Annotated in this window: 20 protein-coding genes; 6 read left to right on the top strand and 14 right to left on the bottom strand. The window is 47.7% G+C overall.

The annotated features are described in order from the left end of the window. Positions 1-30 precede the first annotated feature (30 nt). Positions 31-1047 (bottom strand): glycoside hydrolase family 113, encoded by a 1017-nt coding sequence (locus K7R11_RS13870; RefSeq protein WP_224491346.1) that lies wholly within the window; start codon positions 1045-1047, stop codon positions 31-33. Positions 1048-1166: 119 nt separating this feature from the next. On the opposite strand from K7R11_RS13870, the gene K7R11_RS13865 reads away from it, so the two are divergent. From K7R11_RS13865 to K7R11_RS13845, 5 genes are read left to right on the top strand one after another with little or no spacing between them, the layout of a single operon-like run. Further along, the gene (locus K7R11_RS13865; protein WP_224491345.1) at positions 1167-2462 is read left to right on the top strand and encodes an NAD(P)/FAD-dependent oxidoreductase; all 1296 of its coding nucleotides are present in this window, start codon (positions 1167-1169) and stop codon (positions 2460-2462) included. Between the two features lie 24 nt (positions 2463-2486). After that, positions 2487-4064 carry a 4Fe-4S binding protein gene (locus tag K7R11_RS13860; protein WP_224491344.1) on the top strand — a complete coding sequence of 526 codons (1578 nt, stop codon included), beginning with the start codon at positions 2487-2489 and terminating at the stop codon, positions 4062-4064. An 18-nt stretch (positions 4065-4082) separates the two neighbouring features. Further along, positions 4083-4775, top strand: coding sequence for a glycosyltransferase family 2 protein (locus K7R11_RS13855; RefSeq protein ID WP_224491343.1), 693 nt, complete (start codon positions 4083-4085; stop codon positions 4773-4775). Beyond that, positions 4772-6256, top strand: coding sequence for a cellulose synthase family protein (locus K7R11_RS13850; protein WP_224491342.1), 1485 nt, complete (start codon positions 4772-4774; stop codon positions 6254-6256). The genes K7R11_RS13855 and K7R11_RS13850 overlap by 4 nt, the downstream gene beginning before the upstream one ends. Beyond that, positions 6253-7623, top strand: a complete 1371-nt coding sequence (locus K7R11_RS13845) for a glycosyltransferase 87 family protein (RefSeq protein WP_224491341.1) — start codon at positions 6253-6255, stop codon at positions 7621-7623. The genes K7R11_RS13850 and K7R11_RS13845 overlap by 4 nt, the downstream gene beginning before the upstream one ends. Here the strand turns inward: K7R11_RS13845 and K7R11_RS13840 are convergent. The 4 genes from K7R11_RS13840 to K7R11_RS13825 all read right to left on the bottom strand — a co-directional run bounded on the left by K7R11_RS13840 (position 7604) and on the right by K7R11_RS13825 (position 11665). After that, positions 7604-8479 (bottom strand): pseudouridine synthase, encoded by an 876-nt coding sequence (locus K7R11_RS13840; protein ID WP_224491340.1) that lies wholly within the window; start codon positions 8477-8479, stop codon positions 7604-7606. The two genes, K7R11_RS13845 and K7R11_RS13840, sit on opposite strands and share 20 nt — an antisense overlap. A gap of 118 nt (positions 8480-8597) precedes the next feature. Continuing rightward, entirely contained in the window at positions 8598-9503 is a 906-nt protein-coding gene (locus tag K7R11_RS13835) for a geranylgeranylglycerol-phosphate geranylgeranyltransferase (RefSeq protein ID WP_224491339.1), read from the bottom strand. A gap of 16 nt (positions 9504-9519) precedes the next feature. Then, positions 9520-10458: a mevalonate kinase family protein gene (locus K7R11_RS13830; protein ID WP_224491338.1), complete on the bottom strand. Its 939-nt coding sequence runs from the start codon at positions 10456-10458 to the stop codon at positions 9520-9522. 133 nt (positions 10459-10591) lie between these two features. Beyond that, positions 10592-11665 carry a diphosphomevalonate decarboxylase gene (locus K7R11_RS13825; protein ID WP_224491337.1) on the bottom strand — a complete coding sequence of 358 codons (1074 nt, stop codon included), beginning with the start codon at positions 11663-11665 and terminating at the stop codon, positions 10592-10594. 259 nt (positions 11666-11924) lie between these two features. Between K7R11_RS13825 and K7R11_RS13820 the strand changes: the two genes are divergently transcribed. Further along, positions 11925-12398: a TspO/MBR family protein gene (locus K7R11_RS13820; RefSeq protein WP_224491336.1), complete on the top strand. Its 474-nt coding sequence runs from the start codon at positions 11925-11927 to the stop codon at positions 12396-12398. On the opposite strand, the gene K7R11_RS13815 is transcribed toward K7R11_RS13820, so the two are convergent. The 9 genes from K7R11_RS13815 to K7R11_RS13775 all read right to left on the bottom strand — a co-directional run bounded on the left by K7R11_RS13815 (position 12395) and on the right by K7R11_RS13775 (position 26438). Further along, entirely contained in the window at positions 12395-13609 is a 1215-nt protein-coding gene (locus K7R11_RS13815; RefSeq protein ID WP_224491335.1) for a BaiN/RdsA family NAD(P)/FAD-dependent oxidoreductase, read from the bottom strand. The two genes, K7R11_RS13820 and K7R11_RS13815, sit on opposite strands and share 4 nt — an antisense overlap. Before the next feature lie 11 nt (positions 13610-13620). Further along, on the bottom strand, positions 13621-14301 hold the full coding sequence (locus tag K7R11_RS13810) for a glycerophosphodiester phosphodiesterase (RefSeq protein WP_224491334.1): 681 nt from the start codon (positions 14299-14301) through the stop codon (positions 13621-13623). Between the two features lie 415 nt (positions 14302-14716). Beyond that, positions 14717-16609, bottom strand: coding sequence for an alpha-amylase family protein (locus K7R11_RS13805; RefSeq protein ID WP_224491333.1), 1893 nt, complete (start codon positions 16607-16609; stop codon positions 14717-14719). A 1-nt stretch (position 16610) separates the two neighbouring features. Continuing rightward, on the bottom strand, positions 16611-18902 hold the full coding sequence (locus K7R11_RS13800; protein ID WP_224491332.1) for an alpha-amylase family glycosyl hydrolase: 2292 nt from the start codon (positions 18900-18902) through the stop codon (positions 16611-16613). Between the two features lie 9 nt (positions 18903-18911). Then, the gene (locus K7R11_RS13795) at positions 18912-20747 is read right to left on the bottom strand and encodes a glycoside hydrolase family 13 protein (RefSeq protein ID WP_224491331.1); all 1836 of its coding nucleotides are present in this window, start codon (positions 20745-20747) and stop codon (positions 18912-18914) included. 20 nt (positions 20748-20767) lie between these two features. Beyond that, positions 20768-23074: a glycoside hydrolase family 65 protein gene (locus K7R11_RS13790; protein WP_224491330.1), complete on the bottom strand. Its 2307-nt coding sequence runs from the start codon at positions 23072-23074 to the stop codon at positions 20768-20770. Beyond that, entirely contained in the window at positions 23071-23727 is a 657-nt protein-coding gene (gene pgmB, locus K7R11_RS13785; protein WP_224491329.1) for a beta-phosphoglucomutase, read from the bottom strand. Before pgmB ends, K7R11_RS13790 begins: the two co-directional genes overlap by 4 nt. Positions 23728-23743: 16 nt before the next feature. Next, positions 23744-25285: an MFS transporter gene (locus K7R11_RS13780; protein WP_224491328.1), complete on the bottom strand. Its 1542-nt coding sequence runs from the start codon at positions 25283-25285 to the stop codon at positions 23744-23746. A 136-nt stretch (positions 25286-25421) separates the two neighbouring features. After that, positions 25422-26438 carry a LacI family DNA-binding transcriptional regulator gene (locus K7R11_RS13775; protein WP_224491327.1) on the bottom strand — a complete coding sequence of 339 codons (1017 nt, stop codon included), beginning with the start codon at positions 26436-26438 and terminating at the stop codon, positions 25422-25424. Positions 26439-26557 lie beyond the last annotated feature (119 nt).

Here is a 26557-nt window from a genome sequence, read left to right as displayed (position 1 = left end):
GTTACAACCCTGTTTTTAAAGAGGCGTACCTCAGGGTTCGCCTCTTTTTTTATACAGGTCGCGCACAACCTGCTGGGCAGGTTTATTCTGAATGGTAAACCGGTTATCCTCTGCCCCGCCTGCCCTCTTGTGAAAGGGGAACCATTTCCACAAAAAGCCACCGGCAAACCAATCTTCAAACCAGACCTCTTCTGCCATGGCTTTTATGGCATTGACCTGGGCCTGTAAATTTACAGACGTCAATTCCCTAGAACTGTCCCAGGGAGCCTTTGCATTAAAGTCGGTACTGCGATAGCCGTATTCTGCAAAGAGTATGGGTTTCCCGAACTTCAGCGCACAGTCTTCCAGCACTTCCTTGTGCCTGTCCCATTGTTCGCGAAGCTCTTCCACCGCAGGGGTTTTACTTTCAGATAGCGGGAAATAGGCATCCACCCCGATCAGGTCAAGATCATCCCAGAATTCGATCTTATCAAACTGGTCCCAATTTTCTGCATAGGTTAACTTACCGTGGTACACCTTTCTGACCTCCCGGATAAGTTTCCTGAAAAAATCCGGACGTTGCCTGGCAAAGCTGTGCAATTCGGTACCCACACAAAACATTTCCGCCTGCTCTTCTTCTGCAAGCACTGCATAGAACAGGATGAATTCCCGGTAGGCATTCTCCAACGCCTCCCAATCGACCTCCTTCTCCATCACCAGGTCTCCGGTAAAGTACCCCCTGCCGATCCATAAATGCGGCTTGACCATGACCCTGATTCCCTGCTGATGCAATTGTTCCACATACTGTCGCACCCCCGCATCCCGCTCTCCAAACCATTGCCTTGGGGTATTAAAAATGATCGCATTACTGTTTTCATCCCGAAGAAAACCATATGGCATCACCGAAGCGTGGGAGGCGTGGATATCCAGCAAAGGCGCTACCTCTTCCGGGCCAATACTGTCTCGCAGGGCCACATAGCTCACTCCGCGGATCTTCTCTCTGACCGCAAGATCTGCAGCACAGGAGCATAACATAACCGAGACAAGCATGAAAAAGTAAAGACGCATTGATCAGGAATTTAGACGATTCAAAATACAAAGAAGTTTAATAATACCACATAACGAAAATTCCCGTTACACGATAAGTTAGTATCTTGCCTCTCAACTTTGCTGTAACCACTTCACTCATGAAGAATATTGTAATCATAGGAAACGGAATAGCGGGAATCACAGCCGCCCGACATATCCGTAAGCTTAGCGATCATCATATCACGGTAATATCTTCAGAAACCGACTATTTCTTTTCCCGCACCGCCCTGATGTATGTGTTTATGGGCCATATGAAATTTGAACATACCCAGCCCTATGAGAACTGGTTCTGGGAGAAGAACCGGATCTCCCTGGTCAGGGACCGGGTCACGGAGGTTTTACCCTCACAAAACACCATTGTTCTTGAGAACGGAGGGGCTACTGCATTTGACACCCTGATCATCGCCACCGGTTCAAAACCCAACAAATTCGGCTGGCCGGGTCAGGATCTCAGGGGGGTTCAGGGATTGTATTCCAAACAGGACCTTGATCTGCTGGAAACCTATGCCCCTGATAACCGCCAATGTAAAAGGGCCGTGATCGTAGGGGGAGGCCTCATCGGGATCGAACTGGCAGAAATGCTGCACAGCCGGGAGATTCCTGTAACCTTCCTGGTGAGAGAAAACAGCTTTTGGAACAATGTGCTTCCCGAAGGCGAATCGGCCATGATCAATACCCAGATCAGGGAACACGGAATTGACCTGAGGCTCGATACCACCCTGAAGGAGATCCTGCCCGATAACCAGGGAAAGGTAAGAGCAGTGGTAACCGACAAGGATGAAGAAATACCCTGTGATCTCTGCGGGCTCACTGCCGGGGTCTCACCTAATATTGATTTTCTGAGATCCTCGGAGATCGAGACGGAAAAGGGCATTCTGGTAAACGAATACCTGCAGACCAATTTTGAGAACATTTACGCCATAGGAGATTGCGCCCAACTGCGGTCGCCTCAGAAGGATCGGCGACCGATAGAGGCTGTCTGGTATACCGGAAGGATGATGGGGGAAACCCTGGCTTACCATCTTTGCCGGAAACCTACGCCCTACCGCCCGGGGCCCTGGTTTAACTCGGCCAAGTTCTTCGATATTGAATACCAGACCTATGGGATGGTATCTCCGGGGACCTCAGCCTCAGAACACCACCTGTATTGGGAAAATAAAGAAAAGCAAAGGGCGATCAGGATCGCCTACCATCCGGAAACAGAAAGATTTATGGGCATCAACACCCTGGGCATACGCCTGCAACACCGCCAGTTTGATCATTGGCTCCGGAGTAATGCCAGGGTGGGCACAGTGATCGCCAATTTAAAAGAGGCAGGATTCGACCCCGAATTCTACCCCGACTTTTTAGACCAGGTCAAAGAAAAAACAGCTCAACAACTCAGCCGCAATTAACAAGAAATGGAAACCAAAACCTCAATGTCACTTTCAGCCAATCCACCTGCCTCTGTAAACCTGTTGCAAAAGATATGGGCCTTTACCGGGGTTTGCGCCCTTGGCATTCTGTTCCTGGCCGTTTTTAATTTTGAGTTCCCCAACAGACCGCTGTGGCTTGGAGCAAGTCTGGTATTACTCACCCTGAGCATCGTACTCTTCTCTTATGAGGAGTACAAGGGCCTGCCCGGGGGAATAAAAAATAATGGCGTTTGGACAAGTGCCCTGACCAATCGCGGACTATGGGGGTGGCTTCTCGGAATCGCCATTACTTTTTTTTACGTGATCCTTTACTTTTACCCACAATTCCTGGGGCTTAATGCAGAAGGAGACAATACAGGAGTGGTGGGTTTTTTCGACCCCTTGAGCAAAACCCTCAGTGGAAACCCCGCCAGCCAGTGGTTCGTATACGGAACACTTTATACCATTGCCATTTTGGCCTTTGGGATAAAGTTTTTATGGAAATACAGACACAACAGGTATGAGAAGATCAGAACCCTGAGCGTGATGTTCTTTCAGACCGCCTTCGCTTTCCTGATCCCGGAATTTATGGCGCGACTCAATACCGACAACTTCTCACTGCCCTACTATGACCTGAAAAATATCTGGCCCCTTAATTATTACAATTTCGAACAATACCGTATAGATCAGTTTCTCAATGCCGGAAATATAGGGCTTGCCCTGCTTATTTTCGGGATCATTTCGATATTCATCATCACCCCCATCCTCACCTACTACTACGGCAAACGGTGGTATTGCAGCTGGGTATGTGGCTGTGGCGGCCTGGCAGAAACCGCCGGAGACCCCTTCAGACATCTTTCGGATAAGAGCCTCTTTGCCTGGAAAGTGGAGCGCTGGGTGGTGCACAGTGTGCTGGTATTTGTAGTACTGATGACCACTGCCGTTGTACATTCCTATCTCGGGTATGACGCCCAAAAATACTGGCTGAATAAGGATGTATTTCTTATAGCCGTAGCCGTATTTCTTGGAGTGATCTTCGCCCTGATCTGGAAATTTAAAAAAGAAGAACTTCAGAAAGACGCCCAATACGGTGCCATCGGCTATCTCGCTATTGTTTTAGGACTTATTGCGATTCATTACCTGAGTGGGAGCAATGTATTTCTTTTCCAGGCCGAAACCCTTCGCAGTTGGTATGCCTTTCTCATCGGCGCCATCTTCTCCGGGGTTATTGGAACCGGATTTTACCCTATCTTTGGCAACCGCGTCTGGTGCAGGTTCGGATGCCCTATGGCAGCTATTTTAGGCCTGCAGCAACGCCTCTTTTCCCGTTTCAGGATCACCACTAATGGCGGTCAGTGTATTAGTTGTGGAAACTGTTCCACCTATTGCGAAATGGGTATCGATGTAAGGGCCTACGCCCAGAAAGGACAAAATATCGTGCGGGCCTCCTGTGTGGGATGCGGGATTTGCAGTGCCGTTTGCCCCCGCGGAGTGCTAAAACTGGAAAATGGTCCGCTGGAAGGCCGTATCAACAGTGACGACGTGTTAACCGGAAACGACCTGGACCTTCTGGACCTGATAAAAGAGCAAAGGAAGCATTAAAAAAACGACCCCGAAGCTATGGCAGTGATCAAGGTAATCATACCTGCCTACAATGAAGAGCGATCTATTGGTAAGGTTATTACGGATATTCCGGATATGGTAAACGAGGTGATTGTCGTGAACAACGGTTCTACAGACCAGACCTCCCTGGCAGCTGAGGCTGCCGGAGCCACAGTGCTCACGGAAGAACGAAAAGGATATGGCTATGCCTGCCTGAGAGGCATGGAACATGTGGAATTCTCGGAGGAGAAAGCTGATATTATTGTTTTTCTGGACGGAGACTATTCTGATTATCCCGAACAATTGCCGGAGCTCACCGAACCTATCCTCAATGGCTCCATGGATATGGTTATTGGATCCCGGGTAAGCGCCCACAGGGAGAAAGGTGCCATGACCCCACAACAGGTCTTCGGGAACCAGTTGGCCTGTACCCTGATGCGTTGGTTTTACGACGCCCGTTTTACCGACCTGGGCCCTTTCAGAGCCATACGGTATGAAACGCTCAAGTCGCTTCAAATGGAGGACAAGACATACGGATGGACGGTAGAAATGCAACTTAAGGCCCTGAAGAAAAACGTCCGGTACACCGAAGTGCCGGTGCGATACAGAAACCGGATCGGAGTTTCAAAGGTTTCCGGAACGGTAAAGGGAACCCTGATGGCAGGGTACAAGATCCTGGGATGGATCTTTAAATACAGTTTGACAAAATGATAGGGATTTTAGCACATATCGCAGTTTTCATTTATGGAACCGCCCTGTTTCTTATCCTGTTGTACAGCCTTGCCCAGCTCAACCTGCTGGTGAGCTACCTCAGACACCGGGAACAGAAAGAGCACATCCCAAAGTTTAATCCTTTTGATCCCACCCAGGTGCCCTTTGTAACGGTTCAACTTCCTATTTATAACGAAATGTACGTGGTAGAGCGGTTGCTGGACAACATCGCCCAACTGGACTACCCGAAAAACAAACTGGAGATACAGGTTCTCGACGATTCTACCGATGAAACCGTCGCCCTGTTACAGAAAAAAACAGCCGAGCTTCGGGAACAGGGTTTAAACATTAATTACCTCCACCGTACCAACAGGGAAGGCTTCAAGGCCGGAGCCCTGAAGGAAGGTTTGAAAACGGCCCGTGGCGAGTTCATCGCTATTTTTGATGCCGATTTCATGCCTGAACGCGACTGGCTCAGGCAAACTATCCCCTATTTCAGAGATCCAGGTATCGGGGTCGTGCAAACCCGCTGGGGGCACCTGAACAGAAATTATTCGACCCTCACACGTATCCAGGCCTTTGCCCTGGATGCACATTTCACCATAGAACAGGGCGGACGAAATGCCAACGGGCATTTTATCAATTTTAATGGTACTGCGGGGGTCTGGAGAAAAGCCTGTATCCTGGATGCCGGGAACTGGGAGGGCGATACCCTCACAGAAGACCTGGACCTGAGCTACCGGGCTCAGCTAAAAAACTGGAAGTTCAAATACCTGGAACATGTGGAAACCCCGGCCGAACTGCCCATTATCATTTCCGCAGCCCGTTCCCAGCAATTCCGATGGAATAAGGGAGGAGCGGAAAATTTCAGGAAATCGGTCCACCGGTTGCTTAAAACCCCAAACCTGAGTTTTACTACCCGGTTACACGGGATTGTGCACCTGCTTAACAGTTCTATGTTTCTTTTCGCCTTTATTGCCGCAGTACTGAGCTTACCGGTCATGCTGGCAAAAAATCATATCCCGGAGCTCGGGATCTGGTTCAAAGGCAGCAATATTTTTATGGTAAGTACTGTGATCCTGTTTATCTGCTATTGGTTTACCTATAAAAACATCCAAAAAGGCGGCCTCGGTGGTTTCCTCTCTTTTATCCCTATGTTCTTCACCTTTTTCGCCATCGCGCTGGGCTTTTCCCTGCACAACAGCTTCGCCGTGATCGAAGGCCATCTGGGTATTAAAAGCGAATTCATAAGAACCCCCAAGTTTAATATCGGGGAATTCTCAGGCAAGAACGTCACCAATAAATACCTGAACCGGAAATTGTCGGCCAACAGTTTCCTCGAGTGTTTTTTAACCCTTTATTTCATCTGTGGATTTACTATGGCATGGTGGCTTAAGGACTATGCTTTTATGATGTTTATGGGAATGCTGGCTTACGGTTTCGGGTATGTATGCCTAAACTCCATAACCTCCGGTAAATGAAACGCTTTTTCCAGGCCAATCACCTCCTCCTGTATGCAGCAGCAATAATTAGCCTGGTACTGTACTCCTTTTTCGGATATCACCTGGAACGAAGTGAATTCCTTAACCTGTGTAGTATATACTTCGCCCTCTTTGCTTTATTCCTTTTTTCCTGGAACATCGGCAGGGACTATTTCAAGGGCATGATGCTTGCCGGGATCCTGTTCAGGATACTCCTGTTGTTTTCTCTGCCGAATCTCTCCCAGGACTTTTACCGCTTTATCTGGGATGGAGAGCTCATGCTAAGCGGTATAAACCCCTACCTGCATACACCCACAGAACTTATAGAGACCCAAAAGCATAACATACCCTTTGCAAACAGACTTTATGAGGGAATGGGAATGCTAAGCGCCTCGCACTACAGCAATTATCCACCTGTAAATCAATTTTTTTTCCTGGTTGCCGCCCTTCTGGGAGGGACCACGCTTATGGGAAAGGTGGCGGTCCTTAAACTGGTGATGCTCCTGGGAGACCTGGGTGTGGTATATTTCGGGAAAAAATTACTGAGGCTTCTTAAAAAACCGAAGTCACTTATCCTGCTGTATTTTCTCAACCCCTTTATCATCCTTGAGATCAATGGCAATCTACACTTTGAGGGTGTCATGATGTGCTTCTTTCTTTGGGGGTTATGGCTGCTGTTTTCCCAAAGGTATACCGGTGCAGCAGTGATGACAGGCCTGTCCATTTCGGTAAAGCTGATCCCCCTGATCTTTCTGCCCCTGCTTATGATGTACCTTACCCGGGGAAGTTTCCTCCCCGCAAGAAAAGAATTCCTGCGTTCGCTGTCTTTTGGTGTGGTCTCCCTGGCGGTTTTCGGACTGAGCTTTTCACCTTTCTTTTCCTCCGAGAACCTTTCACATTTTACAGCTTCCGTAGGCCTGTGGTTCTCCACCTTTGAGTTCAATGCCAGCCTGTACTACCTGGTAAGGGAGGTGGGGTACTGGAATAAAGGGTACAATATTATTGGGAGTATAGCGCCCTGGATCCCTCTGCTTACCCTGATCAGCGTTTTAATCCTTTGTTTCAGAAGGGAAAACAAAACGCCTCAGGGCCTTATAACGGCTATGACCTGGGCCATTACCATCTACCTGTTTATATCCACAACGGTACATCCCTGGTACCTTACCACACCCCTGGTACTCTCCCTGCTCATCGATAAAAGGTATGTGTTGGTTTGGACTGCCCTGGTTATTCTAAGTTATTTCGCCTATAGCCTGGACCCCTATAAAGAATCGGCCGTATTGCTTATTATACAATACGGCCTGGTCTATTTTATGTTTATAAGAGAAATGATCCTGAAAAGAAAGATCAAAGCATTTTCAGGTTGATCACTTCCTGCTTGGAGAGTTTACGCCAGGTACCACGGGGGATATCTTTTTTGGTAAGACCGGCAAAAACCACCCTGTCCAGCATTACTATATTATACCCCAGGTGTTCAAAGATCCGCTTTACCACGCCATCCTTACTCCCGAACATCTTAAGTCCGATCTCTCTTTTATTCCCGGCATCGGTGTAGGTAACCTCTTCCACCTCTACCGGACCATCTTCCAGCCTGACTCCTTTCGCAATTTTTTCGAGGTCTTTTTCCTTAAGCGGCTTATCCAGTCCAATATGGTAGATCTGACGCAATTGGGTCCGCGGATTATTGAGTCTCTTGGTAAGATCTCCGTCGTTGGTAAATAGTAAAAGTCCGGTGGCACCTCTGCCCAGCCTTCCTATGGCCTCCGTGCGGGAGGAAGAGGCTTTTTTAACCAGGTCATATACGGTTGCCTTTCCCTTATCGTCTGGGGAAGCAGAGAATCCTTTGGGCTTATTCAGTAAGATATACTCCTTGCGCTCTGCCTTGATCAGCCTACCATCAAACTTCACCTGGTCCTTTTCAGGATTTACCTTGAATCCCATCTCAGTAATCACTTCCCCATTAACCTGCACATTACCCGACTGTATGTAGATATCGGCCTCTCTTCGGGAACAGATCCCACTATTGGAAATATATTTATTGAGGCGCATTTCATTAGATGCGAGCTGCTGGGATTTATTTTGTGGCTGGTTCTTCAAAGGAGCATTTCCCCTGCCGGATGCCGACTTATTCATCCTGCCTCCCTGGCGCCCGGAAAACCGGCCTTTATGACCACCCTGGCGTCCTGAAGATTTTTCATTTCCGCCCTTTTGCTGTCTGCTCATTTCGTTAAAAAATTTTTACAAAGATATGCGAAACAACACCAACATAAGAATAATTAGAGAAGCAATTAGATCCGGCGGTTACAGGAAGTCAAAAATCTCCCGAAACAGCGCAATAAACTCACCTGAAGCGATTTAATACCAGTCCCACATCAATGAGAAGAATACTGAAAACCCCTAATACAATGATGAATTTGAGAATGTTGTGAAGCATCAGGTATTGTACCCTGGACTCTGACCTCCACAGCATGATAAGAAAGGCCATTAACACAATCACACAGGCATAGAAAAAGTAATACATATGCCCGATCTCAAACTGCCGGATGAGCAACCAGGAAGGCAGGAGGGTAAGCCCTACCAAAAGGCTTATGATAAACTTGGAAGTTCTTTCCCCATAGATCACCGGTACGGTTTTGTACTGATACACGAGGTCGCCCTTCATGTTTTCCAGGTCCTTTACCATTTCCCTGATCAGAATCAGCAGGAAAAGAAACAGGGCATGGACAAAGATGACCAGGTCAAAGTTCATATAATAGATAAAAACCGCAAAGAAGGGAGTAATGGCCAGCATAGCAGAAACCAGATTCCCGAGAAGAGCCACCCTTTTTAATTTATGGGAATAGAACCAGATCCCGAAAATGTAGGCCGAAAAGAACAATACCGCCGAAAAGGAAACGTAACTGGCACAGATTACGGAGAGGAAATTAAGGATGAAATAGGTGGTCAGTTTAAAACGCTGACTTACCTGCCGGTCGAGAAAGGACTTCCGGGGCCTGTTGATCAGGTCTTTTTCTGCATCGTAAAAGTTGTTTATGATATACCCCGAGGCTATAGCAAGAGCCGAGGCCATGACCAGCGCCAGGAGATTAGGATCAAACAACACCTCTTTTGCAGGAATATCAGGAGACAGGATGTAAACAGAAGCAAGGTACTGAGCAAGTACTACCACCAAAACATTATATCCCCTGACCACCGAAAACAAGCTCAGCAGTTTTACCAGTAGGGTACGTTGTTTCCGGGTAAACATTAAGGGCGATCAGGTTTTAAAAGTGGTATACCACTTCCAGGTTGTAATCTTTGAGAGCTTTTCTCGCCTTTTCGATATCCTCCGTAAAACCTAAAATGTAACCGCCACCTCCGGAACCACATAATTTAAGATAGTAGTCGTTGGTTTTGATACCCTGCTCCCACAAGTTGTGAAACTGGGCCGGGATCATGGGCTTAAAGTGATCCAGAACTACGTGAGAAAGTTTTTTGATATTGCTGAACAAGGAATTCACATCCCCTTTCAGAAAGTCTTCTACACAGGCATCGGTATGTTTCACAAATTGATCCTTGATCATTTTGCGAAACCCTTCCTGCTTCATATTCTCCATAAAGATCTGTACCATAGGAGCGGTTTCCCCTACGATCCCGCTATCCAGCAAAAAAACAGCTCCTTTCCCGTTCAGGGTCTGGGATGGAATTCCCGTAGGTTCAATATTATCCTTGCTGTTGATCAGGATAGGCAGGCTCAAATAACTGTTTAAAGGATCCAGCCCGGAAGACTTCCCGTGAAAGAAACTTTCCATTTCTCCAAAAATAGTCTTCAGGGTGATCAGCTTATCCCGGGTCAGGTTTTCCAGTACCGTGATCTTATCTTCAGCGTATTTATCGTAAATGGCCGCCACCAGGGCACCACTGCTTCCTACGCCATATCCCTGGGGAATACTGCTGTCGAAGTACATCCCGCGGGAAATATCGGCCCTCATCCGACCGAGGTCGAAAGAAACGAGTTCCGGTTTATCGTGCTGAAGGGTATCCAGATAATCGGCAAATCGCTTTAATCCGGCATTGGACTTTGCTGCAAGCTCATCCAACTGCTCATCCACCTTCAACGCACCGTTATAAAAATTATAGGGTATAGAGAGACCTTTGGAATCTTTAATAATCCCATACTCTCCAAACAACAATATTTTGGAATAGAATAATGGCCCTTTCATAGCATTTTTAACTCAAATTTTGATGGGTTTGAGCTTTTCCCATTAGTTAAATATAATCAATATCAATAAGCAATTCAAAAATACCCTTAAAAAGGTAGCTGAACCCGGCTCCGGAACAACCTAAACCTGCAGCTTACAGCTGTTTGGCTCCTGTTCCAACCCGGTCGCAAATATACTGACCATGCTCACAATAACCAACCAACTCTGCCTCAATAAATTTCAGAACCTCCTCTTTTTCTGAAGCGGGGTACAACAGGTGGACATTGGCCCCTGCGTCCAGGGTAAAACAGAGTTTTGAGGTGTTCTCTTCCCTGAATTTCCAGATCCTGTTTATGATCTCCAGGGTATTGGGTTTCATAAGAATAAAATATGGTTGTGAACTCATCATCATGGCGTGAAGGGTAAGGGCTTCGCTTTCCACGATCCTAATAAATCCGTCCTGATCCCCGGCCGTAAGCACCTTCATAAGTTCGTCCAGGTTATGATGCGCCTGGCTAAACCGCGCATCTGCAAAAGGGTGACCGTGCATCAATCCATGTCCCACAGTGCTGCTCACCTGTTTCTGCCCCTTATCGACCAGCAGGATGGTATCCTGATATCCGGAAAACACGGGATGCATCCCGCCACGGTACGGAGTTCCGTACAGGTCTGAGCTCACAGGGATATTCCGATGTTCGCCCCAGCTTACCAGAGGACCTTCCAAACTTCTGCATGCACTTCCCGATCCCAGGCGTGCCAGAAAGGAGGCCTTTCTCCAAAAATATGCATCATCCATTTCCGGGAACAGGAATTTTTCCAGGCTCATCAAACACAGGGCCAGTGCACTCATCCCACTTGCAGAAGATGCAATTCCACTGGAATGAGGAAAACTGTTGGAAGTATTAATATCCATGGAATAGGATTCTAAAAATGGCATATAGGATGCAATTCGCTCCAGGAACTTTCCAATCTTGGGGTGAAATGACGGTTGTGGACTTCCTTCTAACAGTAACTGAAAATCAAATCCCTTGTCCGGTTTAGCCTTGAATTTCACGGTTGTTGTCGTGGCACAGTGGTCAAGGGTAAAACTGATGGATGGATTGGCAGGGATCTGTCCCTCTCTTTTCCCCCAATATTTTACAAGGGCAATATTACTGGGGGACTTCCAGGTACATTCATAGGATTCAGGAAATGCTTCCGGAAGGCCGGAAATAAAGTCATTTACCATACTGTTGGATTGAGGTTTGTGCAAATATAGATGAAATTCCGGGATGCCGGATAGCGGGGATACGGGGAGGCGGGGAAACGGGGAAACGGGGAGGCGGGAGGCGGGGATAAAGGCATACAGGGATACGGGGGAACAGGGAAGCAGGGAAGCAGGGAAGCGGGGAAGCGATGTGAGATTTCGAAAAACCGCTTTGGACACCCCAATTCCCATCCGGCAGATATCAAATATTTGATTATTTTAGTGATCACACCCATCACCTATGTCAAAAACTGTTACCCGCATACTCATCGCCGTTGCCGCTTGCCTCCTGGTAGGCTTTCTCTCAGGCTACGCTACCCAAAGCTCGGTAGACACCTGGTATACCACCCTGAACAAGCCTTCATTCAATCCGCCCAACTGGATCTTTGCGCCGGTTTGGACAGCGCTCTATATCGCCATGGGGGTGGCAGCAGGATTGGTATGGGCACGTGGTTTTTACCATAAATGGGTGCAGACAGCTTTGTATCACTTCGGATTTCAACTTATGTTCAACGCCCTATGGAGTATCGTGTTCTTCGGGTTTAAGCAGCCCTTCTGGGCCCTGCTGGTCATCATCACCCTGCTGGTGCTTATCGTTCTCACTATAAAGTGGTTTCGGGTGGTTAGCAAGGCTGCAGCATGGTTAATGGTGCCTTATCTGGCCTGGGTGTGTTTTGCCACTGTGCTCAATTACAACATCTGGGCACTCAACTAGGGAGCCTGTGCAATAGCCTTTGCAGCGATATAAGCTCCCGTCCAGGCATTCTGAAAATTAAAGCCTCCGGTAATCGCATCGATATTCAGGATCTCCCCGGCAAAGTACAACCCGGAGAATTTCCTGCTTTCAAAGGTTTTAAAGTCCACCTCCTTCAGGTCGATCCCTCCGGCGGTCACGAACTCTTCCTTAAAGGTACTCTTCCCATGAACATCCATGACACAATCGGTAAGTTCATCCACAAGACGGTTCATTTGTTTTCGGGAAAGATCGGCCCACTTAAGGCTCCTGTCTATACCTGAGGCTTCCACCAGGGACTGCCATAACCTTTTTGGCAGATCAAAGGTCTTACTGCGAAAAACGGTACGTTTTGGATTGGCTTCCATTTCTTCGCGTAGCAACTCAAGACAGCTCTCCCTGTTCTCAGGATACATCCAGTTCACGTGAATTTTGAAATGATAGTTCAGGGCGTTCAGGGCTCTTGCTCCCCAGGCCGATAAACGAAGAATCGCCGGCCCGCTCAATCCCCAGTGTGTTATAAGCACGGGGCCTTCGGCCTCGATCGCCGCTTCCGGGATACGGACCCCGGCAAACGAGCTCAATCCCATTAACCCCTGAATTCTCGGGTCTTTGATATTAAAGGTGAAAAGAGACGGCACCGGATCTACAATGGTAATCCCCATTTTGCTCAGCATACGCCACACCTTTTGACTGCTGCCTGTGGCAAGCAGGAGTTTACGACTTCTGAAGGTGCCACCGGCGGTATCGAGTTCCCAGTACTTTTCGAACTCCAGGACCTGGTTGACCCCACAATTGGTGATCACCTCTATCCCGAGTTTCCGGCACTCTTCCCGGAAACAATTGATGATCGATTCTGAAGAATCAGAAACCGGGAACATTCTTCCGTCCTCTTCGGTTTTGAGGGGCACCCCTCTTTTTTCAAAGAAGTCTACCGTATCACCACTGCAAAAGGTGTGAAACGGACCTCTCAATTCCCGCTCGCCCCGGGGATAGTTCCGGGCCAGTTCGTTCGGGATAAATTCGGCATGGGTAACATTGCAGCGTCCGCCACCGGAAATTCTGACCTTGTTCAATACATCCTTCCCCTTCTCCAGGATCACAAGATGTAAGGAAGGATCTTGTTGGGCAATCTGGATGGCTGCAAAAAATCCTGCAGCCCCTCCCCCTGCTATGATCACATCGTAGGTCATGTTTGTTGGTTTTAATCCATTACCCGGTCCGGATAATCTGTAATAATTGCATCTACCTCCAGTTCGAACATGCGTTCCAAATCCGGGAGCCTGTTTGCCGTCCAGCACCATACCTGGAGTCCAGCTTCCCTGATCTGTTTAACCGACTGCTCATTTAACAGGTGATGGTCTGCATTGATCGATAAAGCACCGAGTGTTTTTCCTTTTTCAATGGCAACTCCAAGATCGTTTTCAGTAAGCACCCCAATGGCCATCTCAGGATCCAGCGCTCTGTAGGTGTCCAGCTCTTTCCAGTTAAAGCTTGAGATCAGGATCTTATCGCGGCTCCAGTTGCTTTGCCTGTAAAAAGCGGTAAGCAGATCAAAAACCGGTCCGGCAGTTCCCTCGCCCTTCAACTCGATATTCAGCAAAACCTTTCCATCAAGTCGCTGCAAAACCTCTTCCAGGGTTGGAATGGGATATCGGCCCTTTACCCTTAATTTACGAACCTGCTCCAGGGTCTGGTCTTCGATCATCCCGTTGGCCCCGGTAAGGCGCCTCAGCTTTTCATCGTGAAAAACCACGATCTCCCCGCTTTTAATTCGGAACACATCAATCTCAATTCCATCCACCCCAAACTCAAGGGCCTTTTCTATAGATGCCATGGTGTTTTCGGCAACATGACCCTTGACACCCCGGTGTCCAATTATCATAGGCTTAGTTGTAAAAATGGCGGCAAAAATAAGCAACAAAACGCTAATTTTCAACACCTTAAAATACCCCATAGATTAAAAAATTGTTATCATTTAAAAGTGCATGGAATCGCATATACCTCCATCCTTAACAAACTGATTTACAACTACTAAAATAAAGAAAATTTCCTGAATATTGATAAGGCTTTTATTACATAAATTCCCTTCTGAAAAGTTCGGATAACCATCAAAGGACCTTCACCCGTGGAGCGTCTTCCTTTCCGGTGCGTTGGCTAAACGGGCGCTATCTACCGTAGCATCCTGAAGGGCGAAAAGAGAATGCGACACATACAAAAAACTTAAAAATCAAAAGATATTCTTTAAAACAAAAAGGAAGGCCGCAGCCTTCCTTTTCCCAACTTAAATTCCAATTCTTTTATTGAATTTCAAAAACCGCAGAGCCTAAAGGCGGAAGGATCATCTTTATGGAGACTGAGCCTCCTTCTGCCTGTAGCACCGAATTCCTTCCATTCAGTACATCTCTGGCAATTACCGGTCCTGAGGACTTTTCGAGAACGTCCCATGACCGGGCCAGTTCTTCGGGTATCCTGAGGACAAATTCCTTAGTTTGGTTTGCATCAAAATTACTTACGACAATCATTTGCTGATCTTCTGTCCAACGCGCGAAGCTATAGAGCCCGTCATCATATCCCAGGTCATGTTTTTCCAGGTTAAAAAGGTGCAGGTCCTGATAGGCCCCGGTAAAGGCAGGATAATCCGTACTGATATTGAGCAGTCGTTTATAAAAATCCCTGAGCCCTCGCTCTTCTTCAGACAATTGCCCCCCGTCATAAGCGCCTTCATTCACCCAGCGCTGATGGTGAGGTACGCCCACATAATCGAAGATGGAGGTCCTGGTTGGATCTCCGAATCCGGCATCTTCAGCTCCGGGTTCCCCTACTTCCTGTCCGAAATAGATCATGGTGGGAGACGTACTGATAAGTGCCGACACCACCATGGCAGGCTTCCCTTTTTGGGCGCTTCCTGCAAAATCCGGGCTGGCGATACGCTGCTCATCATGGTTCTCAAGGAAATGCAGCATATGATGCTCGATATCTTTAAGTCCCTCCTGTATGGCGGGAATATTCCTGGTGAGTCCCCTGTCCTGCAGGATATTCTTCAGGGTATCATAAAGTTCGACCTTGTCGTAGAGGTAATCCATTTTTCCAAGACGGATATAATCCCGGTAGAGCGCGGGCTGGTATACTTCCGCAAGGAGGAAGGCGTCGGGATTTTCCGTTTTAATCTGAGAGTTCAGGTAACTCCAGAATTCCACCGGAACCATTTCCGCCATATCAAACCGGAACCCGTCTACCCCCATCTTTGTCCAATACAAGGCTATATCCCGGAATTTCTTCCAGGAATCAGGAACAGACTTATCTTGCCAGAACGCAAAGTGTTCCTGGTATCCCTTACGGTCAAATCCTTCCGGAAGGGTATCGAAATCCTTAACCCCTTCCGGAGTTACCCCGTAATTGATCTTTACGGTTTCATACCAGTCATTCATAGATGGCTGAGTCTTCCTTGATCCGTTCCCGGTCCATTTGGCTGGATTTTCATCAAATTTTCCGTCGGCCATGGGGTGCGCTTCTCCCCCCAGAGGCTGGTACCCGTTTTCCCACTGAGGCACTTCGAAGGATTCGCCGGGGATATAATAAAAATTATTATCCCTGGAATAGGCTACCGACACATCGTCATCGGCCCCGAAGTCCCTGACCCCCTCAGGATTGGTTTTTCCCTCATAACTCCGGGCCACATGGTTTGGTACAATATCGATAAGAAGTTTTAAGCCGTTCTTATGGGTACGGTCGATAAGCTCCTTAAATTCTTGCAGCCGGTTTTCGGGATCCTCCGCCAGGTCCGGGTTCACATTGTAATAGTCTTTAACCGCATACGGCGATCCGGCCCTGCCCTTAACCACATCCGGATCGTCATTGGAGATATCGTAGGTGGTATAATCGGTGATCACTGCATGGTGAGGCACTCCTGTATACCAGATATAGGTGGCCCCGAGATCCCGGATTTCCTGAAGGGCTTTGTCTGTAAAATCGTTGAATTTTCCAACTCCGTTTTCTTCAATGGTTCCCCACGGCTTATTACGGGTATTGGTATTGCCGAATAACCGGGTAAACACCTGGTAAACCACTTCCTTTTGTCGTTCAGGTTTCATAGGTTCTTCCTGCTTTTCCTGCGATTCCGGGGCAGCTTGGCGGCATCCGCCCAGACCAAGAACCACACCCATTACCACGGGTATTATACGTTTCTTCATGTTAATTCTTAATTATAATGCTGTAGTCATGAGGAGGCACCGAAACGGTTTTTCCGAACACCTCTCCCGAGAATTCCTTATCCGTTTTATTAAAGATCACCGTTACCTCATCTTTAAGATAAGATCTTTTTATCGCCATAACCCGGTCCTGAGGCAGGCTTAATTCTGTGGTTCCGTAAAGCAATGCCATGTTCCCGGTGCGCATCTTCACCAGGTCACTAACCGTAGCCCTGAGGGCAGCTTCTTTATCGCTTAAACCTTTAAATTTCATCTGGCGGCGGTTGTCCGGATCATTACCTCCGGGCACTCCGTATTCATCCCCGTAATAAATACAAGGTACTCCGGGAATTACCAGGTTAAAGGCATGTAACATCTCCAGCCTTTTAAAAGCTGTCGAGTCGGAGATTTCGATATCCCGGGTCCAACCTGCGGCTTTAGCATCTTCATCGAAGCGCACATCCCCAGAGGCGTAGCTAATAAACCTGGCCCGGTCCTGGTTTCCGGTGATATTCCCCATCAAATGGTGACTTCCGAAATACTCCATACCCTGTTCCACCGCCCTTGCCAGGGCTCCGAAAGAAGAATCATCTTTTGCAAATGCCGCTACCGAGGCGTCGTAAAGATTAAAATCGAACTGGGCATCCAGCATCCCTGTGTTCACATAACTCCGGATCAGGTCATAGCTTCCGTAGGTCTCCCCGATCTGGTAGATCGGCCTGTCCACACGGCTTCTTACCTTATGGGTTAGGGTACGCCAGAAATTCTCCTGAATATGTTTGGTAGCATCGTGACGAAATCCGTCGAGCTCAAAATTCGTCACCCAGTAGGCAGCAGAGTCGGTCATTTTTTCCACTACTTCAGGCTGTGAAAAATCAAGAGTGGGTAAATGCGTATCAAACCAGGTGGTAAGACGGTGGTCGTCCCACCTCTCCGTATTCATCGAACCATCCGGCAGGTAAAGGGAGGTCGCCCATTCCGGGTGTTCCTTATAGAGGGGATGCTCTTTGTGTACATGATTGGCCACATAATCCAGGATCACATTCATTCCGTTTTCATGGGCCTTGGCAATCAGTTCTTTTAACACGGCTTCGTTTCCAAACCGGTAATCGATCCTGGTATTCGAAACCGGCCAGTACCCGTGATAGCCGGAAAACCGTGTATAAGGCTCCTTCCACAATCCGTAGGCCCCTTCCGTATTCTGGGTGATGGGCGATAACCAAATGGTATTAATACCCAGCTCCCGGAAATATCCATCATCGATCTTGTCTACTACCCCCTGAAGGTCGCCGCCGAAATAATTGGCAATGGGCAAAATAGTGTCATTATCCACCTTCCTGGTATTGGAAGGATCTCCGTCGCGAAATCGGTCTACCATCAGAAAGTACATGACCTGGGTATGAAAATCGGTCCGGCTAAGGTCTTCGGTATTGGTAACCACCTGCCCGTTCGCAAGGGGTATGAGCATATCGTTTGTCAACCCGTTTTGATCATAGGGATACACCCTTAAAAAACTCCTGCCCTCCCGGGTATGTTCAGGCAATTGGATCAGCACCTCCTTGTCTCCGACAGTTACCCGGTCTTCAGAAATGAGCTGGTTATCCAGGTAGACCAACACCCCCTCCAGAGGTTTATCGGCTCTCAGGGTAAGCTGCTTTCCTGTCAGGTTTGAAAATCCCACCAGGCCCCCGGTGGCTCCATTGCCAACGGTAAGGATAGAGTTAAATCCTCCGAAACCATTAGGCTGCCGGTTGGCATTCCCCGGATCGGTCATTTCCTGCCCGTCGGCTACAAAAAGATACTGGTGATCTCCGGGATAAAATACCGCTTTATATTGCCAGCTTCCATCCTTCCAGGTCATGGGGGAACGTTCCGGAACCCATCCGTTAAATGCGCCTTTTACCATAACCTGTTCATAGGTCTTTTCCGGGTCTTCAAAGGTAAAGTTCACCTCGGTGGCTGTACTTTTAAATACCGGAATATCATTGACCACTCCTCCCCTGGTATAGACCCTGAGGTTCGCTACCGGATGCATCCCTTTTGCTTCCGTTACCGTGAGTGCGGAGTGCGCCTCATTCCATCGCAGATCATACCCCTTGTTAGCAGCAACAGAGTCAATTTCACCCGGGCTGGTGAAATAATCCTGCATCACGATCACATTATTCTCCGGAGAGAGGTAAACCGGCGTAGCCAGGGATTCGATCACCGAATACTTATGTTCTTCCGCTGCCGGGGCACAATGGGTCATGACCAGACCAGCCAGAACCCCGCTAAACAGTGTATATAAATTCCTCATAAAAGTCTTTTACTTTAATTCCAGGATCATGGGGGTTTTCCCTTTTAACATGAGATAGCCTTCAGTAAGATCCACGGTAGATCCGGTAAGGACCTCCTCCCCAACTGTCGCCCTCTTCATCACCTCCGCAAACCTGTCAAAGTCAAGTCTGACCACATCAGGATTGTTATTGAGAATAACCATGACCTTTTCTTCATTATAGATTCTGAAGTACACATAAACGTCCTCCCAGGGCACAAAATGGATCATTTCGCCTTTGTGAACGGCCTCTGCGGTCTTTCGCCAGTTAAATAGTACCTGGCTGAAGAAAAGGTAAGCCGATTGTTTCCCCTTCCTGGTATCAGGGGTAAACGCATTATTCTTATCTCCTGCCCAGCCCCCGGGGAAATCTCTTCTGATATCGGCATCCCCTTTGGCCTTATCGCCCATCATGCCGATCTCGCTGCCATAGTAGATCTGGGGTATACCCCTGGTCGTGGCCAGCAGTGTCATAATAAGATTGTAATCCTCGAATTCAGGATACAGCTCATTGATACGCATGGTATCGTGATTTTCAGCAAAGACAAGGATATTATTGATATCAGGATACAGAAAATCATTCACAAAATTCTCATACACCCTGATCATTCCTTTGTTCCATGCGGCCTCTTCTCCAAACGCCTCTGTGATGGCATTATGGAGGGTGAAGTCCATTACCGAGGGCAGATGGGAATTAAAATTCTGGATAGCCCCCAGCTTACTGTCCTTTTGCCAGTAAGCGTTCTGTGCCTGATCGTGCATCCAGACCTCGCCTACGATATTAAAGTTGGGGTATTCATCCATAACGGCCTTGGTCCATGCAGCCATCCCCTCTTTATTTCCATAAGAATAGGTGTCAACCCGGAATCCGTCCAGATCCGCATACTCCACCCACCAGATCGCATTTTGCACCAGGTAGTTAAGCACCTTGGGGTTTCGCTGATTCAGGTCAGGCATACTTTTCACGAACCACCCATCTTCATTATACCGGGTATCGATCTGAGAGGCATGAGGGTCCATCTGCGTGGTCATGCGGTAATTGGTTTGTCCGTAACCGGGAAACTGGTGTATCCAGTCGTACTCCGGAAGGTCCTGAATGATCCAGTGCTGCAACCCCCAATGGTTGGTAACATAATCCTTGATAAGCTTCATATCCCTTTTGTGAAGCTCAGCGGCAAGGCGCCGGTAATCCTCATTGGTTCCGTAGCGCTTGTCTATCTGGTACACATCACTTTGGGCGTAGGTATGATAGGAATACACCGTATCATTATCCTCACATAAGGGGGTACTCCAAATGGCCGTTGCCCCGAGTTCTTTTATATAATCCAGATGATCGATGATCCCCTGGATATCCCCTCCGTGCCTGCCTCCGGGCAGATTCCTGTTGGCCCTCTCTATAAGATCGGGATGACTGTCGTTACCGGGATCGCCATTGGCAAACCTGTCGGGCATGATCAGGTAGATCAGGTCCGAAGAGTCGAACCCTTTTCTACCGGCCGATCCTTCCCTGCGGGACCTGAGTTCGTAGTCTACTGTATAGACCTGCTTCCCCTCCTGTTCCAGAACTATCGGGTACGTCCCAGGCTGCAGTCCTTTTGTTTCTAAAGTAATAAAAAGGTAATTCGGGTTTTCTGTCCGCTCCGTAGCAACTATAGTAAGCTGCTCTGAAACGGGTTCAAGAGCAGAAATTTCTTCTCCATAGACCAGAAGCTGGATCTCAGACCGGTGCATTCCGACCCACCAGTTAGGCGGTTCTACCTTTAACTGCTGCGAACAGGCCACGCCTGTCCACAACAGCAATAAGGCTTTAAGTAAATAAATTCGCATTTGGGATAGTATATAATGGTTTAAGCGGATACTGTTTTTTCAGGAGTAACCTCGAGCTTTTTACCATTCACCATCAACTGCATTGCCCCTCCTTTTTCGATCTTCACTACGGTTTCGTTTTGCTTCACTTCAACCTTAAGGATAGTATCCCTGAAATTCACTTTAAAGGAATAGGAATCCCACTGGGAAGGGATACGGGGTTCGAGCGACAGCATATCATTCTTAACCCGCATGCCTCCAAAACCTTCTACAATACTCATCCACGTTCCTGCCATAGAGGTAATGTGAAGTCCCTCGTGCACCTCCTTGTTATAATCGTCCAGATCCAGCCTGGAAGTTCTCAGGTAAAAGGTATAGGCCTGATCCATCCGGTTCAATACGGCGGCCTGAATGGAATGTACACAGGGCGACAGGGAAGATTCATGAACCGTGAAAGGCTCATAGAAGTCAAAATGCTTTTCAAGCGCTTCCTTACTGAAATGGTCTTCAAAGAAGTAGAAGCCCTGCAGGGTATCGGCCTGTTTGATGTATGGAGATCTCAGAATGTGATCCCATGACCAATGCTGGTTGATCGGACGCTGTGAAGGATCCAGATCGGCAACTTTTACCATCTCCTTATCCAGGAATCCGTCCTGCTGGAGGTAAACGCCATGCTCTTCCGAGTAAGGGAAGTACATATTTCCGGCTACCTTCATCCATTCGGCGATCTCGGCCTCGGTAAGTTTTGTTTTGGCAAGGATTCTCGAATGATCTGCACCGTAATCGGCTTTTACCCTGTCGAGTTGCTCCTTGGCGTATTCGATACACCATTTTGCAATGTAGTTGGTATACCAGTTATTGTTAACGTTGTTTTCGTATTCGTTTGGTCCGGTTACCCCAAGGATCACGTACTTATCTTTCTGAGCCGAATAGTTGGCCCGCTGATGCCAGAACCTGGCAATACCGATAAGCACCTCGAGTCCCATTTCAGGGACATAGCTGTAATCTCCGGTGTAACGCACGTAGTTGTAAATGGCAAAGGCTATGGCTCCATTCCGGTGGATCTCTTCAAAGGTGATCTCCCACTCGTTATGGCATTCTTCCCCGTTCATGGTAACCATCGGGTACAGGGCTGCACCGTTCTTAAAGCCGAGCTTCCCTGCATTCTCAATCGCTTTTTCCAGGTGGTTATACCTGTATTTGAGCAGGTTCCTGGCCACCTGAGCATCCTTGGTTGCCATGTAAAAAGGCAAACAGTAGGCTTCGGTATCCCAATAGGTACTTCCTCCATACTTCTCTCCGGTAAATCCTTTAGGTCCGATATTCAGACGGGCATCCCTTCCGAGGTAGGTCTGGTTAAGCTGGAAAATATTAAAACGAATTCCCTGCTGTGCCTTCACATCCCCTTCTATGGTAATATCGGCCATATCCCAGATCGCTCCCCAACTGGCTGCCTGCATATTCTTCAATTCCTCAAAACCGATCTCCACAGCCTTGTTCAACGCCTTTTCAGAGGCGCTACGCAAGGTGGCTTTGTCGTGGTTCAGGGAAGTTACATATCCTGCCATTTTAACCAGGGTCGCGGTGGTGTTTCTCAGCACCTTCGCCTTATAGGTCAGGCTTGACTTCAGGGCAGTACTTTCTGCTGCGGGTTCCTGGTTCTGCAATTTGCCGTCTACCATTAAGGCTGCACGCATTCCGGTACACACATGAAATCCGGTTTTCATGGTCATAGACATGACATAACCGTAATCCTTTTCGGTTCCGGCTTCATATACATCCCAGAACTTATCATCCCAGTTAGAGTCTTCATTGGTGATCCCTCCGTCTACATAAGGTGTAAAGGTGATCTCCGCATCCCCGTTCAAAGGCGTTACTTCGAATTTAATTGCACCCACCTCGTCGATATCAAGGCTCAAAAACCGCGTAGCACACACTTCGATCTCGGTACCGTTATTCAGAACGGCTTTAAAGCTTCTTTGGTACCACCCCCCCTTCATGTTCAGTTCCCGGCGGTAATCCGACACTTTTTTACAGGCATTGAGATCGAGTTGTTCCCCGTTAACCTGTACATCAATACCGATCCAATTTGGAGCATTGAGCACCTTGGCGAAATACTCGGGGTACCCGTTCTTCCACCAACCTACCCTGGTCTTATCCGGGTAGTATACACCGGCTATATAACTCCCCTGGAAAGTTTTCCCGCTGTAATGCTCTTCAAAGTTGGCACGCTGGCCCATGGCCCCGTTTCCGATACTAAACAAACTTTCTGACGACCGTACGCGATCGGGTTCAAAGCCTTCTTCAATTAAAGACCACTCACTTGGTTTGATATAATCCTGATTCATTTTACTTTAGGTTCTAGGTTAACAATAAATTCTGTGGAAAACTCGGTAAAGTTTCCAAAAACGTGATCGGCATGCCCCAGGTTCTCCGGGCTTCCGATTCCAATGGAGACCATGCCTGCATTATTTGCAGCGGTCACTCCGGCTTCGCTGTCCTCAAAGACCACACATTCTTCCCGGGCTACCCCCAGGTTTCCGGCAGCGATCACAAAAACTTCCGGATCGGGTTTCGCCTTTTTAACGCTGTTTCCGTCCACGATGGTGTCAAACAGATCGAACAGGCCGATCTTTTTAAGGATCCTGGGAGCATTTTTACTTGCCGATCCAAGTGCCACGGGATAGCCCTGGGATTTGATCTGCGTGATAAATGCTTCCACCCCCGGGAGAATATCTCCGGAGGTCATTTCCTCTACATAAGAGAGGTAATCGGTATTCTTTTCTGTGGTGAGTTTATCAAAATGGTCCTGGCTGATCTCCTTATCAGCCCAGGCCAGTATCTTTTTTAACGAATCGATGCGGCTCACCCCCTTCAATTGTTCGTTCATTTCTTCGGTAAGTTCAAGCCCGAGTTCATCTGCAGTTTTTTTCCAGGCCAGGAAATGAAAATGTGCCGTATCTACGATCACACCATCCAGATCAAATATAAATCCTTTCATATGCTATTTTTTTCATTCAGGGCTTTGGTGATGCGCCCTTTGTTTCAAATTCTTCATTATCGTCGACCTTAAGCGAAAGCAATCCGGCAAGTATCATGGAAAACCCACCGATAAGCAGGGCATAAACAGGTTGGCTCTCAAAAAATGTTGCGATCAGGAATCCCAGGATGGAAGCGGCTACCAATTGAGGGATCACAATAAAGAAGTTAAAAACTCCCATATAATACCCCATTTTCGAAGATGGCAGGGCTCCCGAGAGCATGGCATATGGCACAGATAGAATACTGGCCCATGCAATACCCACCCCGATCATAGGTAGTAGTTCAAGGTTAAAGAAGGTGGGGTCTTCCACAAAATAGACCCAGATAAGCCCCAGTCCTCCTAACAACAAAGCTACAAAATGCGTAAATTTTCTACTTGTTTTTTTGGCTAATAATGGCAATAAAAATGCTGCCATGGCTGCGATAAGATTGTAGTTGGCAAACATAGCCCCAACCTGGTTCGCCCCGGTATTATAGAGCTCGGAGGTGGTATCTGTTGTTCCGTAAATATGCTCGGTAACTGCCCCTGTGGTAAAGATCCACATGGAGAAAAGCGCAAACCAGGAAAAAAACTGTACCATCGCCAGTTGTTTCATCACCCTGGGCATGAACTGAAAATCATTCATGATGGTCACGAATCCATTGTCGGTTTTCTGCCGGGTCTGGTACCAGCCTGAAATGATCAGGGCCAGTCCGCCCAATCCCACCAAACCGAGCGACAATACATAAAGGTCTTTCTTGAGATCAAAGAGATACACGAGGTAGGAGAACGCCACTCCAATGGCAAGGGCGACCCCTCCGATAAGCTGATGCTTCTTTCCGTTACTCTGGTACCAGTCCCGGGAACGTTCCTCTTCCTGGTAGGTTTCATCTTCGCTTTCAAAAGAAGCGAGCTCTTCCGGAGAATATTCCCGGGAAAAGATCACCGTCCAGAGAACCGTGACGAAAAAAGCAGCACCTCCGATATAAAAGGAGTATTTTACAGAATCCGGGATCATTCCTTCAGGAGCGGTATTCGATACCCCCATCCATGTAAGTAACTGGGGTAAAAGGGAAGCCACATAGGCGCCAACCCCTATAAAGAACGCCTGCATAGCAAACCCTTTTGTTCGCTGCCTGTTAGGAAGGTTATCTCCCACAAAGGCCCGGAAGGGCTCCATGGAAACATTAATAGAAGCATCCATGATCCAGAGCATTCCTGCCGCAAACCAAAGTACCGGGGAATTCGGCATTACAAATAACGCCATAGATGCCAGAATAGCTCCCACTAAAAAATAGGGCCTTCTTCTCCCCAGGCGCGTCCACGTCCGGTCACTAAAATATCCGATGATAGGTTGCACGATGAGCCCGGTTAAAGGGGCGGCAACCCAAAGGATGGGAATATCCTCAATATCTGCACCCAAGGTCTGAAAGATCCTGCTGACGTTGGCATTCTGGAGGGCAAAACCCATTTGAATTCCCAAAAAACCGAAACTCATGTTCCAAATCTCCCAGAAACTTAATTTACGCTTTTTCATTATCGTAAGTGATTAATTATGACTACGATAAGCGCTACGACTTATCAAAACTTATAATAGGTGAGAAGTATAAGCATAAGTTTTGAGCCGCTAATATACAGGTTTTAAAGTAAAAACACTTTGATGCACGAAAAAACTATCGGGTAGATTCACGCAATTCCAGGGAGGTTTTGATCACCTCTGTACGGTAATGGTCTTCGGTTTCCCGCTCCTCCAGTTTATCGATAAGCATTTGTCCCGCCATGACCCCGATCTCAAATCCGTGCTGCACTACCGTACTTAAGGGCGGATTAGAGTACTTGGAAAGTATCCCATCGGTAAACCCGATCACCGCGATGTCTTCCGGCACCTTAAACCCCCGTTTAAGCGCCTCTCGCATGGCGATGATGGCAAACAGCTCATTAACTCCGAAAATGCCGTCAACCACCTGATACTTAAGAAGTTGATGGACCGCTTTTTCACACGCCTCTTCTCCATCCACTTTTACTACAAGGTTTTCGTTAAATGGTATTCCCGCGTCCTGAAGGGCATTCTGGTACCCCAGCGTACGCAATTTCCCGACACTCACATGATCTTCGGTGGTAATGATGGCGATCTTCCGACAACCCGTTGCAATAAGATGATTTACCGCATTATAGGCCGCCTGAGCATCGTCGATCACCACCTTATCGCAATAGATCTCATCGGCAACCCGGTCAAACATCACCAGCGGCATGCCCTGGTTGACCACTTCCCTCAGATGATGGTAGTCGCCTTTCTCCTGGGTTTCCTTGGATAAAGACATGATAAATCCGTCGATACTCCCATGAGCCAGCATCTCCATATTGACCACTTCCCTGGCAAAGCTTTCATTGGAAAGACAAACGATCACGTTGTATCCGTTGCTGTTGGCAACATTCTCGATTCCGCTGATCACCATGGTGAAAAAATGATGTACGATCTCGGGAATGATCACTCCGATATTCTTCGACTTTCTGTTCTTCAGGCTGATGGCAATATTGTTGGGCCGGTAATTGTAGAGTTTGGCAAAGGCCTGCACCTTCTCCCGGGTATCCAGGCTGATCTCTGAACTGTTGCGCAGTGCCTTGGAAACGGTGGATACCGAAACATCGAGTTCTTTTGCGATCTGTTTTAGGGTGACCTTCTTTTTCATAGTACCAATTTAGTTGATCCCGCAAGACTTTATTGCGATAATGGCAGAAAGATAACACCAGAAATAGCAATTCTCAAAAAGAAAAAAGTTTTTAACACGAAAACGTTTTCGCTCGAGTT

Origin of the sequence: Robertkochia flava (genome assembly GCF_020166515.1) — a bacterium.
In the GTDB taxonomy this organism is placed as follows: Bacteria; Bacteroidota; Bacteroidia; order Flavobacteriales; family Flavobacteriaceae; genus Robertkochia; species Robertkochia flava.
This window is presented reverse-complemented; position numbering and strand designations above follow the sequence as displayed.